Genomic DNA, 16,176 nt, shown 5'->3' on the forward strand with positions numbered 1-16,176 from the left:
TGATCAATACTGTGCCATCGGTGAGTCTATCTGAATCTCAACTAGCCGATGGCTCAGCGCCAAACGGTAGTGCGGTGCAAGCGACGGGCACAATCCGTTATATCGAAGGCAGCGACAACCTAAGTCACTCCCGCCTTGAGCCAAATGAGTTCAATACTGACGGCTCGCTCAAGTCGAATGGGCTAGTGGTTGAGTTGCGAGAAGAGCCTGCAGATTCTGGGCAATATATCGGCTTTACCACGGCAGCGAACGGCGTTGAGACAACCGTCTTTACGCTCAACTTCGATGGTACTAACAAAGGCGATTATACTTTTACGCTGATTGAAGCGATCGACCATGCCAATGCCGAGGGCAACAATGACTTCAGCTTTGCGCTGCCCGTGTATATGGTCGACAGCGATGGTGATAACTCCGCCAAAGCAAACTTGGATATCACCATCACCGACGATGTCCAGTTAATGCAAAACGGCAGTTGGACCATCACTGAACCGAATCAAGGCGAAAACCCAACCACCGCGACCATCGATGTGATGCCTACACACAGTGCCGATGGTGCCACCATCACCGAATTTAAATTTGGTGATAACCCAGCGCAGCAGCTTGATCAAAGCATCACTGGTGAGCAGAAATTTGATTACCCAGAAGGCTTGCTCTATATCACCCTCGATGGTGAGATGCGCTTTGAGCCTAATCGCGATTTAGACCACTCTGCAGGCGATATTGTGAAAAGCATCGTCGTGACGTTGGGCGATTTCGACAAAGACAGTGTCAGCGCAACGGTCACTTTAACCATTCAAGATGGCGACGATCCGGTGATCAATACAGTGCCAGCGGTGAGTCTATCAGAGTCTCAATTAGCCGATGGCTCCGCGCCAAGCGGCAGTGCGGTACAAGCCTCGGGCACCATTAGCTATACCGAAGGCAGCGACAACCTAAGCCACTTCCGCCTTGAACCAAGTGAGTTCAATACTGACGGCTCGCTCAAATCGAATGGGCTAGTGGTTGAGCTGCGAGAAGAGCCTACAGATTCAGGGCAATATATCGGCTTTACCACGGCGGCGAATGGCGCGGAGACCACCGTCTTTACAGTCAACTTCGATGGCACCAACAAAGGCGATTACACCTTTACGCTAATAGAAGCGCTCGATCATGCTCAATCTGGAGCGAAAGATGATGCTTTAAGCTTTAACTTGCCGGTTTATGCGGTTGATAGTGACAATGACGACTCAGTGATGAAACCTATGGTGGTAACGATTACGGATGATCTCCCTACCATAGACAGTACTGACGCTGGAAGCCGTTTCAGTGTCGATGAAAATGATCTCTCCGCTAGCTCGGTCGCGACCGGACAGTTTGAAGTCACGGCAGGTGCCGACGATATTGTCCACTTCGAGCTTGGGAATATCGACAACGCACTGTCAGGTCTTCATTCCGGCGGCGTCGAGTTAACACTCGAAAAATATGACGGTGCGGCGAATGCCACAAGTTATCAAGCGGTTGCAGGTAATACGGTCGTGTTTACCCTTGAACTAGGCGACGATGGTTCGTATCGCTTTGAGTTGTTACAACCGTTAGATCATGCGTCTGATTCCGACTCTCTGACTATTCCCTTTGATGTTGTTGCGATAGATGGAGATGGGGATGCGTCACCTGCGTACCCGTTGCCTATTTCAGTAGCAGACGACAAGCCGATCATTACAGGTACTCAAGGCGAAACGCGAGTTGATGAGGATGATCTGATTGGTATTGGGTCCGATCAAACAGAGGATACCCAAATCCACGGTCAGTTTGTAATTGACGAAGGCGCCGATGGTGTTACCGAGTACCAGCTAATTGCGCCTGCCGATAGCCTGGTTGGTTTGCAAAGTGGGGGCGAGAGCCTCGAGTGGAGAGCCGTTGTCGAGTCCGGGACGACGTTTACTTATATTGCGCAGACGTCTGGCAGTCAGCAAGCGGTGTTCTCCTTGACTTTTGATACCTCTGACAACAGTTACACCTTTAATTTATTGCAGTCGGTCGAGCATCCGGATGCCAATGAGCAGAATCAAGTACAAATCGATTTCAACATTCAGGCGCTGGATTTTGATGGTGACAAATCCAACCCAATTAGCCTACCTATTACTATTGTGGATGACGTCCCGACATTAACCCAGCAGGAGACCAGTCGTGTTGAGGGGCAAGGCTTCAATCGCTCGATGGTCAACATGTTTGACAGTGCGACCGACAAAGGCGCAGATGGCGCAGAGCTAACCCGTATTGAAGGGACAACGTCCAGTGGTTCGGACATTCTGTTCAAGCAGGGTGGCAGCTATGTGGATGGTGTCGACCTGAGTTCTGGAAGCCAACGCATTGTTGTGGCGCAGGAGTATCAAGACAGCAATGGCAATACGGCTGTGCGTGATTTGGGCGAATTAAGAATAAACTCTAACGGAGAAGTTGAGTTTAGAGCGTTCGATAACCTCGAACATGACGGTGATAACTTTGTGTTTACCGTAAATCTGACCGCCACCGACGGAGATAAAGATACCTCTGTGGCACCGCTTGAAATCACCATTGAAGATCGAAGAGCCTCTGCGATCCCTCTTAAAGTGGTCTCGTTTGAAGACTCAGGTAGGGCGCCGTCAATTGATTATAGCGCCTCGAACCCTACACCTTTGGATACAGCCAACTCACAAGACAATCAAGCAGGCATTCCGGGTGTTGGCGTTCCTACACAGGTTAAGTTGCAAGCCAACCTATACGATGCCGACAATAACGAATCGATTGGCGGCATGACAATCAAAGCGGGGCAACATCATGGTAAATTCTTCTATTTTGATGGGTCAGAGTATGTAGAGCTCACGGCTGATAATTCAGGCAAAATTTACTTTGCAGGCTCATTGATAGACCAGAGTTCGATTGTGAATGGTAATGGCGATCAGATAACCACAATCAACAACTTGTATTTTGTGCCAGACAGAAACTACTCCACGACTGACCGCGGTTTTCAAATTAAATATCAACTTGAGATCCACAATGATGGTGCGTTAGATCATCGACTCAACTCGCAGTTCACCATGGAAGTGGAAAGCGTGGCGGATATTGCGACATGGGACGATAGCAATAGCACGTATCATTACGTGTTAGATGAAGATTCATCCAATGCAACCCTGAATCTACAGGCGCTGACTCAAGACACGCTCAACCCAGAAACGATAACTTATCAATTAACCGTTTCGCAGGGTGATGGCCACTTCGAGTTACTTGACAAAAGCGGCTCACCATTAGTGCCAAACGCAGACGGGAATTTCATTGTTTCATCTGCTGATATCAATACGATTCAAGTCAACCCGAATGAGAACTTCTCCGGCACGATACAGATTGATGCGGTTGCCATTACAACCGAGTCAACCAATGCGGTGACCGACAAGGGGAGTGCCCAGTCTGATGTAAAAGCGCTCATTTTCGATGTTCGACCGGATGCGGATCTTGGCAGTTTTAGTGTCAATCGGATTGCTATTTTCGAAGACAATGCGGCGACCCAAAATACGGTTGACCCCGCGACAGACAAAGATCCGTTTACTTTGGACGAAGTGATTCAAATGTCGCCTTCAGGAGACACCGATGGCTCTGAAGTGCTGTTCGTTAGAATCTCAAACATTACAGAGGGCGCTACGCTTTCTTGGCAAGGCGCTGCGCCTAGTCAACTGACAACGGTAACGATCAATGGCGCCGTCTACCAAGAAGTCCCTTATGATCAGTTACATAACGTAGAAGTGATACCAGAGTTACACAGCAATGCGGACTTCAAGTTTGATGTGACAGGAGTAGTGAAAGATAGCGCAAGTCTGTCGACGACGACGTTGGTTGACGAAGCGATCATGGGCACGAAAACAGTCAATGTCAGTGTCAAAGGGGTGGCGGATGTACCTCAGGGCGTTGTTGCCGGAAGCCAGTGGAGCGAGTTTACGGATGGCGCAGTTTCAGGCGTAGAGACAACCATCAATGAGAGTCAAAATGGTGATAGCTTCGCGGTACTTGATTTCTCGATCATCTCTGGTGAGCGCGAAGACAAACCGCTGGACGGTTCAGAGTCGTTAACCGTACTGCTCTCAAATATTCCGCAAGGTGTTGTCATTGAGGACAGTGATGGAACGCAGATAGATCTCAACTTTGTCGGCTATGATGGCAGCGGTCAGCCGATCTATGAAGCCAATATAACGGGTTTAAATACCACGTCAGGCATTATTGTTCGACCTGTTGACTCATCAACGGAGAATATTCACATCAAAGGTACCGTCATCGTGACGGAAAATGATGGACACAGTCGCGAGTTTGAACAAGAGATTCGCATTAAGGTTGCACCCGTTATTGACGCCTCCGCAACCTATACCAATCGGTCTGTCGGCGATGAAGACACCCCCATCAACATCAATTGGCACCCTGAAGGGACAGATTACATTGATGATGACGAACACTTTACTTCCATTACCATTACTGGGATTCCAAATGGTGCCGCGGTCAATGTAAACAGCAGCGACGTTGTCGCGGTGTATGACGCGGCATCGGGGACGTTAACCATTACTCCAGGGGCAACCCAATCCGCACAGGCATTCACCCAAGATGCTTTGGTAAATAACTTTATTCAAATTACTCCGCCCAAAGACTCCAGTACGGATTTCAAATTGAATACCGTTGTGGAAGTGGAAGAGCGAGATCATGAATACACGAGCGACTCAATTGTCGGGGAAGGTGGTCGTGTAACCGCCACCATCACAGGCGAACTGACCGTTGTGGTGCGCCCAATCGTTGAGCCACAAGACAGCAACAATACCTTGATAGTGACGGATGAGTCTGGTGCCAGCGTTGTCAATGCAATTACGGCTAACGCGCAAGGGGTGATTCGTTTTACCACTAATGCTGATAACACCGCGACCGACGGAACAGGTGCCGAAGTGTGGGATGGCGAATATGTGGTGAAATATCAAGAAACCGATTTGTCGTCACAAGAAGTGGTCAGCGACGTTATTGTTACCCTCAGTCACCTTGATGGAAGTGCGCTAAGTGAGGATATTCTCGATCAACTGCTCGTGACAGGTGCCGCTTATGAGGGCAATGGGCGCTGGGTCATTACCAATGAGGATTCGTTCAGTATTCATGCGCCTCATGGTTTGGATCTGACGCCGAATAGCAGTTCTGATGACGATCCTCTGGCGTTCAACAGTATCAAGATGAACATTCAAACCTTAGTCATTGACCAAGGTGAAGATAGCAATGAAAACTCCAAATCTACGCTTCGCGAAACGACGTTAGATCTCTCCTTCCCTGAAGAGGTAGTCGCAGGCAATGAGGTCGCTGCTGTGGCCAGCATTACGCCAGATAGTGTGATTATCGCTACCGAAGACAATCAAGTCGACCTAGGTAAACAGCTGGATTCGGTGATCAGCTTTACCAACCAAGACGGCAGCGCCGACGAAGTGACCATCATCATAGGCAATACGGTAACCGTTGGCGGCGTGATTTATCCGATTTCGATATCCGGTGGCGAGGTCGATTTTGTCAACGGCCAGTTCGTGTTCCAAACGGGTATTTCAGCCTCTGGACAAGTGGAAAGTTTTGATGGTCTGATGCTTAACTTACCTGATGATTATTCAGGGGATTTCAGGTTGCCAATTACCGTCATTACCAAAGATACGACATCCGGTGATGAGAAAGTGGAAAACGGCAATGTGATCGTCAAAGTTGACCCGATTGCGGACGTGACCGGCAGTGAACCGGACATTAGCTTAACGGTGAAAGGCTCGTTAGATGATAATCAAGTGCCAATTGATCAGGACGGCAGCGCTGGGCAAGATCCGGTGGGCTATGAAGATAGCTACATTCAACTTGGGTTTGGCTACCAAATCGCAGACCAAGTGACGGGAATTGAAGGTGGCAATGAAGTGCTTTCCTCCATCACCCTAAGTTTGGCGGATCCTTCGGTCGGGGAGTTCTACCAGCTTGTTGATAATGGTGATGGGACGTTCTCGTATCAGACGCTTGGTTCTACAGTCACCTTCAGCCAAGCTGAGATTGCAGCGGGAGCACTCGATAACGTGCTCTTCAAGCCGCAAGCAAACTACCCAACAGGGAACGACGACAATACTGTCCAAGTCAATGTGACTGGCTCTGTAACGGATACCGCAACGTTTAACGAGCTTGCTCCAACGCAAACCGCGACAGGCAGTGGAAGCTTCACAACGAGTGTGAGCTTTGATGTTGTACCTGTGGTTGATCCGGTGCTTGTTACAGGTCCAGGTGTGGACCCTAGCCAAACGCTTGAAGTGACGGGGTTGGAAGACACAGAAATCTCATTGGCAAGTTCCGGAGACGTATCGATTTCGCTGACTGATCTCGATGGCTCTGAGCAATTTGTTTCCATCAAGTTCACTGATGTGCCGCAAGGTTTTCTTTTAACAGCCGATCCGTCAAGCGGTTACACAGTGAAAAACAATGGTGGGGGAGAATGGAGTGTTCAACTGCCTTCTGGCGCGGGAGACTCTCTCAACTTAGGAGCTCTATCTGTTCTTCCTCCTAAGCATTTTAGTGGCAGCGCGGAATTTGGTTTGACGGTATTTACCCAAGAATCGCTGCTGGGTGTGCCGACGCAAGCGGCGAATCTACCCAACTTTAAAATCAACGTGACGCCACAGGGAGACGTGATTGATGTTGATGCAACGAATGCCGTCAGTGGCGTTGAGGGAGAAAACATAGATATTGCGATCAATGCGTCTGTCGTGGATAAAGTGCTTTCGGCAACAGGCAATGGAGTCTACAGCGAAAACGCTCCAGAGACTGTCCGTGTTGAAATTCGCGATGTTCCAAGCGATGCAACTATCTATGATGCTGATGGCAATCTAGGTCAATATGATGCGGTGAACAATGTCTGGATTGTTAACGTTGCAGCGCAACAACTCGATAAAATTGTGTTTAATTCTGGTCAGCACAATAGTGATGTGGGCAACGCTTTTGGCATTGATGCGCCTCTCACAATCAGCGTTCAGTCAGTCGATAAAGATGCCTCTGGCAATGAATATCTTGGACCTGCGGTGAGCTTTGAGGTGGCATTGAGCATCGACCCAATTAATGACCGTCCTACCTTTGTCAATGTCACTGATTTAGAGACACAAGAAGACACGGCGATTGCGATTGATAATTTCCAAATCGCGGACATTGATGCTCAATATGATGACCCCAACGCGGTTTATACACTCACATTGAGTCTCGATAAAGGGGAGCTTGTTTTCGATCCGAATACCGCCACTCTCTTTGATTTAAGTTTGAACTATGACGCCAATCAGAATTTGGTCATTTCAGGTACTGTCGCCAACATCAATGCGGCGTTGTCTGCAGGCAACATATCGTTTAATCCTGCTCTCGACAGCAACGATCTTAATTCAGGTGGGGCGGTAACCGTGACAGCAAGTGTGGATGATGGCGGCAACAATGGCGCAATCATCTCGGGAGATGCGTCGACGTCATCAACCAATCAAACAACCTTCGAAATTCAGGTGACGGAGGTCAATGATGCGCCAAATGCTGCGGATGTTAATTTGGGTCCGATGTTGGAAGAAGGTCAGATTATCATCACCGCTCAGCAGTTGATCGACGCGTCAAGCGATCCAGAAAATCACACACTCACGGTGACGGACCTAACGGTGGCCGAGGGGCAAGGCAGCTTGACGCTCAATCCAGATGGTGTGTCTTGGACGTTTACCGCGGCGCAAGACTTCAATGGCGAGGTGAAACTTGACTACACCATCGAAGACAATGGCACGACGAATGGTGCGAATGACTTTAAGCAAGATGCTGCCAGCGTGCGCTTTGAGGTACAAGGAGTTAATGACAAACCCGAGTTGGACTTGAGCAGTGCCACGGCATTGATTGATGAAGCGGCAGGGCAGTTGATTAGTGGTATTTCCGTGTCGGATGTGGATTACGTGGGTACCAATAGCAACGATCTTATGTCGGTCGAGCTCCGTGTTGACTACGGTGCGCTCAGCGTTGTTTTGCCAACGGGGTCGGGGATTGTCGTCAACCCACCTACAGGCGCATCCATCACGCTAACGGGCACTATCACAGAACTAAATGCTCTGCTTGATAGCCCTGCAAGTGGCAGCGGTGTGTTACTTGATTCAAGTTTTTCCCCAACGGATACCATCAGTTTAACCGTCGTTGCGACTGATTCAGGTAACCCGTCTGGAATGGTGATGCAGGAGACGACTCAACATACGATCACCGTCTCGCCTGTCGCCAACTCGCCGACGTTAACCATCGACCCTCAGTACAATTATGTGAAAAACATCAGCGCGACCCAGACAGCAAGCTCCAATGGTATCGCATTAGTTGGGATCGTAGCCGCGTTGGTTGATAGCAACGAAACTCTGTTCTTGCAGGTATCTGGCGTACCAGCAGAGGCGACGCTAACCAGTGATGTTGGCACTGCGACGCTATCGTCTGGTGTTTGGACGGTGTCTGCCGACGCGATCAGCAGCCTGAAGTTAGAGGGCGCAGATGTGGGGAACCACACGCTCACCGTAACGGCGATATCGCAAGAGTCCAACGGGGATACCGCGAGCTCAACCTCGTTAGATTTAAACTTGGATGTGGTGATTGACGGCTCGACGATAGACCAGTCCACGCAAGCCCAAGATGTGCAACTTATTGGAGACGGTGGAAACACAGAGCTCCATTCCGGCAGCGGTGATGATTTGCTGCAAGGTGGCTCGGGTAATGACCATCTGATTGGAGGGTCTGGAGACGATCACCTTCAAGGAGGAAAAGGCGATGATATTCTCGAAGGTGGGCTTGGCTCAGACATCCTCACTGGCGGAGGGGGTATGGATACCTTCGTCTGGTTGGATATTGATGACGGCGCGACGGACACCATCACAGATTTTAGTATCGCAGAAGGGGATAAAATCGATCTTCGAGAAGTGCTTCCTGAGCTTAAACAAGCGTCGATAGACATGGATGTTTTGCTCGATCATATTGACGCCAAAGTGATAGATGGTGCAGATATCGAGCTGACACTTCATCCAGGAGGAGGGCAAGGGCAACAGACCATTTTAGTTCAGGATCTGGCACCGCAGTTGTCGCTTGATGGTATGAGCTCATTGGACATTGTCTCTTCGTTGCTTGATCACGATGTCATTATTCATCATCAATAATCGAAGGTAATGAATATCGGCCCGAACTAGGGCCGAATCAATAAAAACGAGTGAATGTCTTGATTGAGTAGACCAAGGTAACTAGACTGCATGCCATTAAATGGATGCACAACGACGTAATTGTCATTAATTATTTGTAAAATTAGTCAGATAGCACCCTTCATAGTCCAATAAAAATGAAGTTGAGCTTACTCTTATGCGGTTTCGTTTGGTCTCAAGACGTCGACTGATAAAAATAGAAAGAGAATTCAAATGTTTAATAGAGTTTATAGTCAGCTAAAACTCCTGTTCACAGAGTTTAGAGATGATCAGCGTGGAGTGACTGCGATCGAATACGTCCTCATCTTGAGTGTGGTCGCAATCATGATTATAAGCATCTTCGTTACAGACACTGAACTACAATCTTCGCTGATTAACCTGTTCAAACGCCTGACCGATACTATCGATTCAGCCTAAGAGCCGGACTTGATCTCCAAATCTATGGGCCAGTGAGGTTAACTCTTTGTTTGATAGGTCGATACAAACATCTGCGCAGCCGTGTCGACAGCAACTATGAGCTGATCTTGGGTGGCAGGCGGTTGATGAGCCAGCAACTGAGGCCAGAATACAATCGCCTTAATGCTACCAATGTACTGCTCCACCGCTAGTGGAATGTTGTCTACTTCGATGGCTTCAGCGGCGACCGCTTGTTTAATCCACTCATGCAAACCGTACGAATCGCCAATCGCCTCAAATTTATTCATTAAGAGCTTTGACGTCTCCGGACAACGAATGCATTCCGCCATCACTAGCCTTGCGGTTACTTGAAAATCTTCCGTGTTGATATAGCACATTTGCTTAAGTGTCATCGCCTTCAATTGTTCAAACACTGAAACAGACGGCTCATATCTGAGCTCACAACGGTCATCAAAGCGACATATCAATTTGTCTACGATGACTTCGAACAGCGCGTCTTTGTTCGGGTAGTACTTATACAAAGTGCGTTTAGACACGCCTGCATGCTTGGAAATGCCTTCCATACTCGCTTGCTCAAGCCCTTTTTGAGAAAAAACCTCTATCGCAGATTTGATGATATCTTCTTGTTTTATATCACTTCTTTTGAGCATGAATAGAACCTGTACCGATTTAAAGTTAACGGGCGAGTTAACGTTCAAGAATTTCTATGTCCAAAGTATACATCATCGTTTACTTTCTTGGGTAGTTGCAAATGGCTCTGCGAACATAAGGGAAATGAAGAGTACTGTTGATCACGTTTGCGTAGTGTGGAGAGTAGGCGCTCAAAAACGAGATATACGCAACTTTTTAGTGGGGAATTCAAGATAAAATGCTAGATAGCGTACAAGTAAAATTTCAAAACCCACTTATTAAGCAATTAATATAATTGATAATTTTAACTTGTTACTTGTGTTTTCTAGATGTTTGTTTGCTAGGGTAAATAACGCTTTTGTTTTTATAAAACCTCCTTATACTCGATCACAATAGTGCAACAATATTGAGTTCAAAGGAGTGCGTATGGAACAAGAACAAAGCCTGTTTCAGTGGGAGCGAGTAAAACGATTTAATCTTCCTGTCTGGACTGTACTAGTGGGCGTTCTTATCGCACGCACAAGCTACTTTATGGCCTGGCCGTTCTTGATTGTTTTTCTCTATCAAGATTACGGAGCATCGGCGGTGGAAGTGGGAGGAATGCTTGCACTCTCTGCGGTAACGGGGTCGCTCACCGGATTATATTCTGGCTACCTGTCAGACAAGTTCGGGCGCAAATGGATCATGGTCGCAGGGTGTTTGATTGCGTTCATCGCCTACACGGGGATTGGTTTAGCGACTCAAGTTTGGCACTTTTATGCCTTAATCCTATTGGCTGGATTTATGCGCCCTTTGATCGATGGTCCTGCCAAGGCGGTGATCGGCGATGCATTGAGTGATCTTAAAGATCGGGAACTAGCGCTCAACATTCGTTACTTTTTGTTAAATATTGGCGCTGCCGTCGGTCCACTTATTGGCGTGACACTCGCTTTGGCCCAGCCTCAGTTGCTGTTTATTGCTACCGGTGTCACTCACTTGCTCTACAGCGGTTGGATCTTGTTTGGCATTGAACGCAAAGGCAGTTTTACCAAGCCAGACCTCTCTTTACTGCCTAACTTTCGTCAAACGGTCAAAGTGATCAGCAGGGATCGCGTCTTTGTATTGCTTTTACTTGCTAACGTACTCTTGATGTTTGTCTACGCTCAATTGGAGTCTTCGGTTCCGCAAGTCATTGTCCGCAGTGGTATTGAAGATGCGGCAAAACTGATCGCGCTCTTGATGATGGTCAATGCTGTGACGATTGTATTGTTGCAGTTTCCGGTGCTCAAGGTTATGGAAAAACTGCCACTGTTTACTCGGACTCGAATCGGGATGAGTGCCATCGCGCTTGGTCAACTGGCATTCATTTTTACCCCTGAGCAATCGGCGATTGGATGGGCTGTTGCCTGTTTTATCGTTAGTTTGGGAGAAGTGATCACTTTCCCGACGCTTAACGTGCAAATCGACCGTTTGGCTCCCGCGCATTTACGCGGCTCCTATTTTGGTGCGACAGCTCTGTACTCACTGGGTTTTGCCATTGGACCAGCGTTGGGCGGCGCAATGGTCGAGTGGTTGGGGGCACAATGGCTATTTGGACTCTGCTTTGTTGTCAGCGTGACCATGATTTGGCTTTACTGGATTGCTCAGCACACTGACGATCAAGTGGAGCGCGAGGTCGCCGTCTCAAATAGTTGATCTCAAGATTGGGGGGTTGAAAAGGCTAGCGTTTTGCTAGCCTTTGTTTTATTTGCTAAACGGGTTCGCCTTGCATCTCGTTGCTTTGTGCGTCCAACTTAATGGTTTGAGTTGGGTAGGCGATATCCGCGCCATTTTGATGGACGATTGCCAATATCTTCAGTAATACGTCTTGCTTTACTTTGTGAAATCTCACCCAGTTGACGGTTTTAGTAAAGGTGTAGACCATAATATCCAGTGATGATGGTCCAAAGCCGTTGAAGTTGACGATCAACGTCTGTTTAGCGTCGATATCCGGATGGGTTTTCAGCATCTCTTTTATCTCTTCAACGATGGTTTCAACCTGAGTGCTGTCGTCATATCGGACACCAATCGTCTCATTGATGCGTCTGTTTTGCATGCGTGAAGGGTTTTCTACCACAATACTACTGAAGACGGAGTTAGGGACATATAGCGGCCGTTTGTCAAAGGTGCGGATGATGGTCATGCGCCAGCCGATACGTTCTACGGTACCCTCTATTTGTCTATCTGGGGAGCGAATCCAGTCGCCGACCTTGAACGGACGATCAAAGTAAATCATCATTCCGCCAAAGAAGTTGGACAGCAAGTCCTTAGCAGCCAGACCGACAATTAAACCACCGACACCACCGAAGGTGAGCAGACCGGAAAGGCTCAAACCGAAGGCTTGCATGACCGTCATCCCACCAATGACAATGAAGAACAAACGCGAAACTTTGGCTACCGCTTGTACGGTGGTCTCGTCTCGGTTCGTTTGGTCAAGTACATACTCTTCGATGTTGTTAATTAAGCGTATGGTAATCCAGACGAAGATAGCAATAACGAGCAGGAGCTTGACGGTGCTTAGCCAGTTGAGCTTATCACCCATATGATCTTGGAGTAGAAAGCCAAGTGAAACGGTCGCTGGCCAACACCAAATCAAAGTGCTGACGGGCGTTTTCAACGCAGCAAGCGTGAGATCATCCCAGTGAAAGCGAGTTTTTTCCGCTAGGATCTCCAATCGTCCATAAACGATTCTCCAGATAACCCAAGCAAAAAAGCTGGCAACAGTGATGAGTATGACGTTGGTATCCCATTGCTCTAACAAGCCGGCTATTGAAGGCGGTAAGTAGGAAAGTAGCTGATCCATATAAACGATTCTTATTATGGTGGAGGAGCGATTATAAGCAATCCTTTGTAGTGATACTAGGTCGGGTGATGGAGTTACGGGTGGTTGTTTCTGGATTGAAACGTCAAGGTGAAGAAACGGTTGGCTTGAACAATAAGCCTAAATAGAGAGCGATCCTATTTGTTACTAAAATGCTCTGATAGTGCAGCGCGTCTTTTGCTTGCGCCACCACCACCCTCCATATCGACAGTGTCTTCATAACCTGCTTTGACGAAGCGTTGGATCGGTATGCTTGGCTGAAGACGACGCAACTGCGGGGAATTAAACGTTCCTGCAATCTGATAGATGGTGGTACCACTACCTGTTTCGATAAAGACTTGCTCTCCATCAAACTCAAAGCTGGTGGCTATAAGGCGATTATTACGGAATACGCCCTGTTCATTCAGAGTAAGCGTCTCGGTGCTGTAAGAAGGGGCTCCGACTTCTATCCAAGTACCGTATACGTGTTTGGGGTGAATATAGTCGTTGTAGCTAAAATAGAGTAGCGATGAAAAGCCAGCTGCCAAAGATAGGAATATGGCAACAAACAACAACTTGATAATTTTGGCTTGGATCATAACTACCTTTGAAGCAATGGATGTGAACTGCCATTCCTAGTGGAACTCGTCAACCAAAGTCAGCTTGAAAGAAATGAATATTTAAATCAATTACCTGACCAAGAAATTTGATATTTACCCCAAATCCATTGAGTGCTCAACGTCGCTAACTCAATGAGAAAACAGAGTAAACTGTCACTGGTTATTGTAAGACTAGCAGTCAACGGCAATGAGATCTTCTTCAACAGTATGAAATCTGTATAGGCACGCTTTGATTTAGACACATACGCTGTCGACATTGGTTAGATTTCAGCATTTTAGATTGCTGTGACCGACAATATCGATTACAACGTGACAACAATAATTTGATTAAACAGGTTCATGAGGGACATATGATTACAGTAAACAGCTATTTCGATGATGGTGTAAAGTCGTTGGGCTACACGCAGGGCGAAGAGAACTCGAGTGTTGGAGTCATGCTTGCTGGTGAATACACCTTTGGTACAGCAGCGCCAGAAAAAATGACGGTTGTAAAAGGTGAAATGGCGGTAAAGAGAAATGGTGAAAGCGAATGGGTTACCTACAAGTCGGGAGAGTCTTTCGATGTGCTTGGAGACTCTTCATTTGACGTCAAAATATTGGTAACGACTGCTTACCTATGTGAATACCTATAAACTCAATCATCCCAATATGTAAAACGTCGCGAGCTTTGCGACGTTCTACATTTTGGGTTTTCCTTTGCTTTATGCTCTAAATCATCTTCGTTTGTTCTGAGTAACGATTCGATTTTGCCGAACTAACTTTCAGTTATTATCAAAGTTATCAAGATAAACCTAAGCTACACTTGTACTACGAGGAGTTGCAACTAGGAGGTGAACATGGCTGTTGTCCCCAAGCATAAAGATTCTCACCAACGGTATGACCCGAGCCAAGATTTGACTCAGGACCAGTTGCATCGTTTCGGGAAAGTCGCGTCTTCAGCTCAAAAGAGACGAGAAAAGCTATCGACTCGACAATCTGTGTTGGCAGACGCTAAGGACGCTGCATTCAAGCCAATAATTCAACCTAAGAAGAACAAACCTAATACAGTAAGATATGCCGTTTGGATGATTGTGGTTATGGCAGTCAGCTTATGGTTAATGTATATGTCGGGCTAAACTCTTTTTTGAGTAATAGGTGTTACATTATCTTGCTTCTTTGGTTGTTCCCCCCGATCTTTTCGATAGTAGTGAAACTTATTCTTACCACTGTGTTTGGCGGAGTACATCGCTTTGTCTGCGCAGCGGGTGAGCTCGGCTAAGGTGTCAGCATCTTCAGGAAACAGCGCAACTCCGAGGCTCACGTTGACTTTGCCGATTTCTTCTTTTCCCTGATAGCAGTCCTCAAATAGGTTCAGGATGCGATTGAGTATGCCTTCAAGATCTGCACGACTTTTGACTCCGTAGAGCAGGAGAACAAATTCATCTCCGGCAAATCGAGCGATGGAATAATCATGCTTGTCGGTTTTCCTGTCTTTGTTTCGGATATTATTCTTCAGTCTGCGCGAAAAGTGCTGCAATACGCGATCGCCGACATCGTGGCCGTAGCAGTCATTAATCGCTTTGAAGTCATCAATATCTAAAAATATCATCGCGGTGAGCGTGTTGCTGTGCCGCTCTTCTTCCAGTTTCTCGATCGCCCAGCTTTCAAAGCTCCAACGATTGGCAAGTCCAGTCAGTTGATCAAAGTAGGCGAGATCTTCAATACCTTCGCGATATAAAGATTGAATATAGGCTACCGCTTTATCGTAAAAATAGGCCGAGGTATTGCAAAGTAAGCAGAGTGCAAACAAGCTGATCACAAATCGGTCGGCTGACAGTGATTCTAATGTGATGGCTCCACCGGACAGTGTAATAATGGCGACCAACAAGCAGAATGAGGTGCTCAATATTGAGCCGATTTTGAATTCATTGGCAAATATGACAGCTGCGAGAATTGGATACAGCCAAACAAGCGTTCCTGGTCCGTGTTCACCATAGAGCAATAAGGTGGTGCCTTGAAGAAGTAAGACCCCGCTGAGTATCAAGTCATTAAAGCGCGCTTGCTGATGTCGTCCAAACCATAGGTTAAGGAGCAGGATGAGCGTACACCCCAAGTTAAAAATGGCAAAGAGTAAGGACCCGTTAAGAAAATGTACCGTACTGTAGACTAGCAATATCGCGGTGGAGACGACCGAACATATCTGCACCACCTTATACTTTCTCGAAGAGCGCAAGTCCGCCATTTCTTCTAAATGCCGACCGACAAAATTACCCATTCACCGCAAGTCCTATTTTTGGTATTGCTTGCATAAATTCTAGAAGTAAAATGTGATTTTGCTTCAGTATTGATAGTTGTCTGATTAACGAATACTCTCAATTAATATGAGTGTAGTTTAGTATTTTTATTCAAGGGGCTCGGTGGAGGTAAAATTGGCGCTTAGGTAACACATTGTATATTAGTAGGATTTTTAGCTTGTGCTAATTTG

At 47.1% G+C, this 16,176-nt stretch carries 9 protein-coding genes; 5 read left to right on the forward strand and 4 right to left on the reverse strand.

Annotated elements, in window-relative coordinates:
- Both OH458_RS14055 and OH458_RS14060 read left to right on the forward strand, forming a co-directional pair.
- Nucleotides 1-9,188 (forward strand): T1SS-143 repeat domain-containing protein (locus OH458_RS14055; protein ID WP_443088522.1); only part of this gene is annotated, 9,188 nt, incomplete at its 5' end.
- Nucleotides 9,189-9,440: 252 nt separating this feature from the next.
- Nucleotides 9,441-9,644, forward strand: coding sequence for a Flp family type IVb pilin (locus OH458_RS14060; protein WP_038216883.1), 204 nt, complete (start codon nt 9,441-9,443; stop codon nt 9,642-9,644).
- 38 nt (nt 9,645-9,682) lie between these two features.
- Here the strand turns inward: OH458_RS14060 and OH458_RS14065 are convergent, their stop codons facing one another.
- Complete coding sequence (locus OH458_RS14065; protein ID WP_269978775.1) at nt 9,683-10,294, reverse strand: TetR/AcrR family transcriptional regulator; 612 nt, start codon at nt 10,292-10,294, stop codon at nt 9,683-9,685.
- Between the two features lie 406 nt (nt 10,295-10,700).
- On the opposite strand from OH458_RS14065, the gene OH458_RS14070 reads away from it, so the two are divergent.
- Nucleotides 10,701-11,948, forward strand: coding sequence for an MDR family MFS transporter (locus OH458_RS14070; RefSeq protein ID WP_039624738.1), 1,248 nt, complete (start codon nt 10,701-10,703; stop codon nt 11,946-11,948).
- Between the two features lie 55 nt (nt 11,949-12,003).
- Here OH458_RS14070 and OH458_RS14075 read toward each other — a convergent pair whose 3' ends face one another.
- Nucleotides 12,004-13,095: a mechanosensitive ion channel family protein gene (locus OH458_RS14075; protein ID WP_269978776.1), complete on the reverse strand. Its 1,092-nt coding sequence runs from the start codon at nt 13,093-13,095 to the stop codon at nt 12,004-12,006.
- Nucleotides 13,096-13,250: 155 nt separating this feature from the next.
- Complete coding sequence (locus tag OH458_RS14080) at nt 13,251-13,691, reverse strand: DUF2850 domain-containing protein (RefSeq protein ID WP_269978777.1); 441 nt, start codon at nt 13,689-13,691, stop codon at nt 13,251-13,253.
- A 371-nt stretch (nt 13,692-14,062) separates the two neighbouring features.
- Between OH458_RS14080 and ppnP the strand changes: the two genes are divergently transcribed.
- Both ppnP and OH458_RS14090 read left to right on the forward strand, forming a co-directional pair.
- The gene (ppnP, locus tag OH458_RS14085; protein WP_269978778.1) at nt 14,063-14,344 is read left to right on the forward strand and encodes a pyrimidine/purine nucleoside phosphorylase; all 282 of its coding nucleotides are present in this window, start codon (nt 14,063-14,065) and stop codon (nt 14,342-14,344) included.
- 204 nt (nt 14,345-14,548) lie between these two features.
- Nucleotides 14,549-14,827 (forward strand): hypothetical protein, encoded by a 279-nt coding sequence (locus OH458_RS14090; protein WP_043886564.1) that lies wholly within the window; start codon nt 14,549-14,551, stop codon nt 14,825-14,827.
- Here the strand turns inward: OH458_RS14090 and OH458_RS14095 are convergent.
- Complete coding sequence (locus OH458_RS14095; protein ID WP_269978779.1) at nt 14,824-15,966, reverse strand: GGDEF domain-containing protein; 1,143 nt, start codon at nt 15,964-15,966, stop codon at nt 14,824-14,826. The genes OH458_RS14090 and OH458_RS14095 overlap by 4 nt on opposite strands.
- Between the last annotated feature and the right edge of the window lie 210 nt (nt 15,967-16,176).

Origin of the sequence: Vibrio sp. MarTm2 (assembly GCF_027587055.1) — a bacterium.
Lineage (GTDB): Bacteria > Pseudomonadota > Gammaproteobacteria > Enterobacterales > Vibrionaceae > Vibrio > Vibrio sinaloensis_D.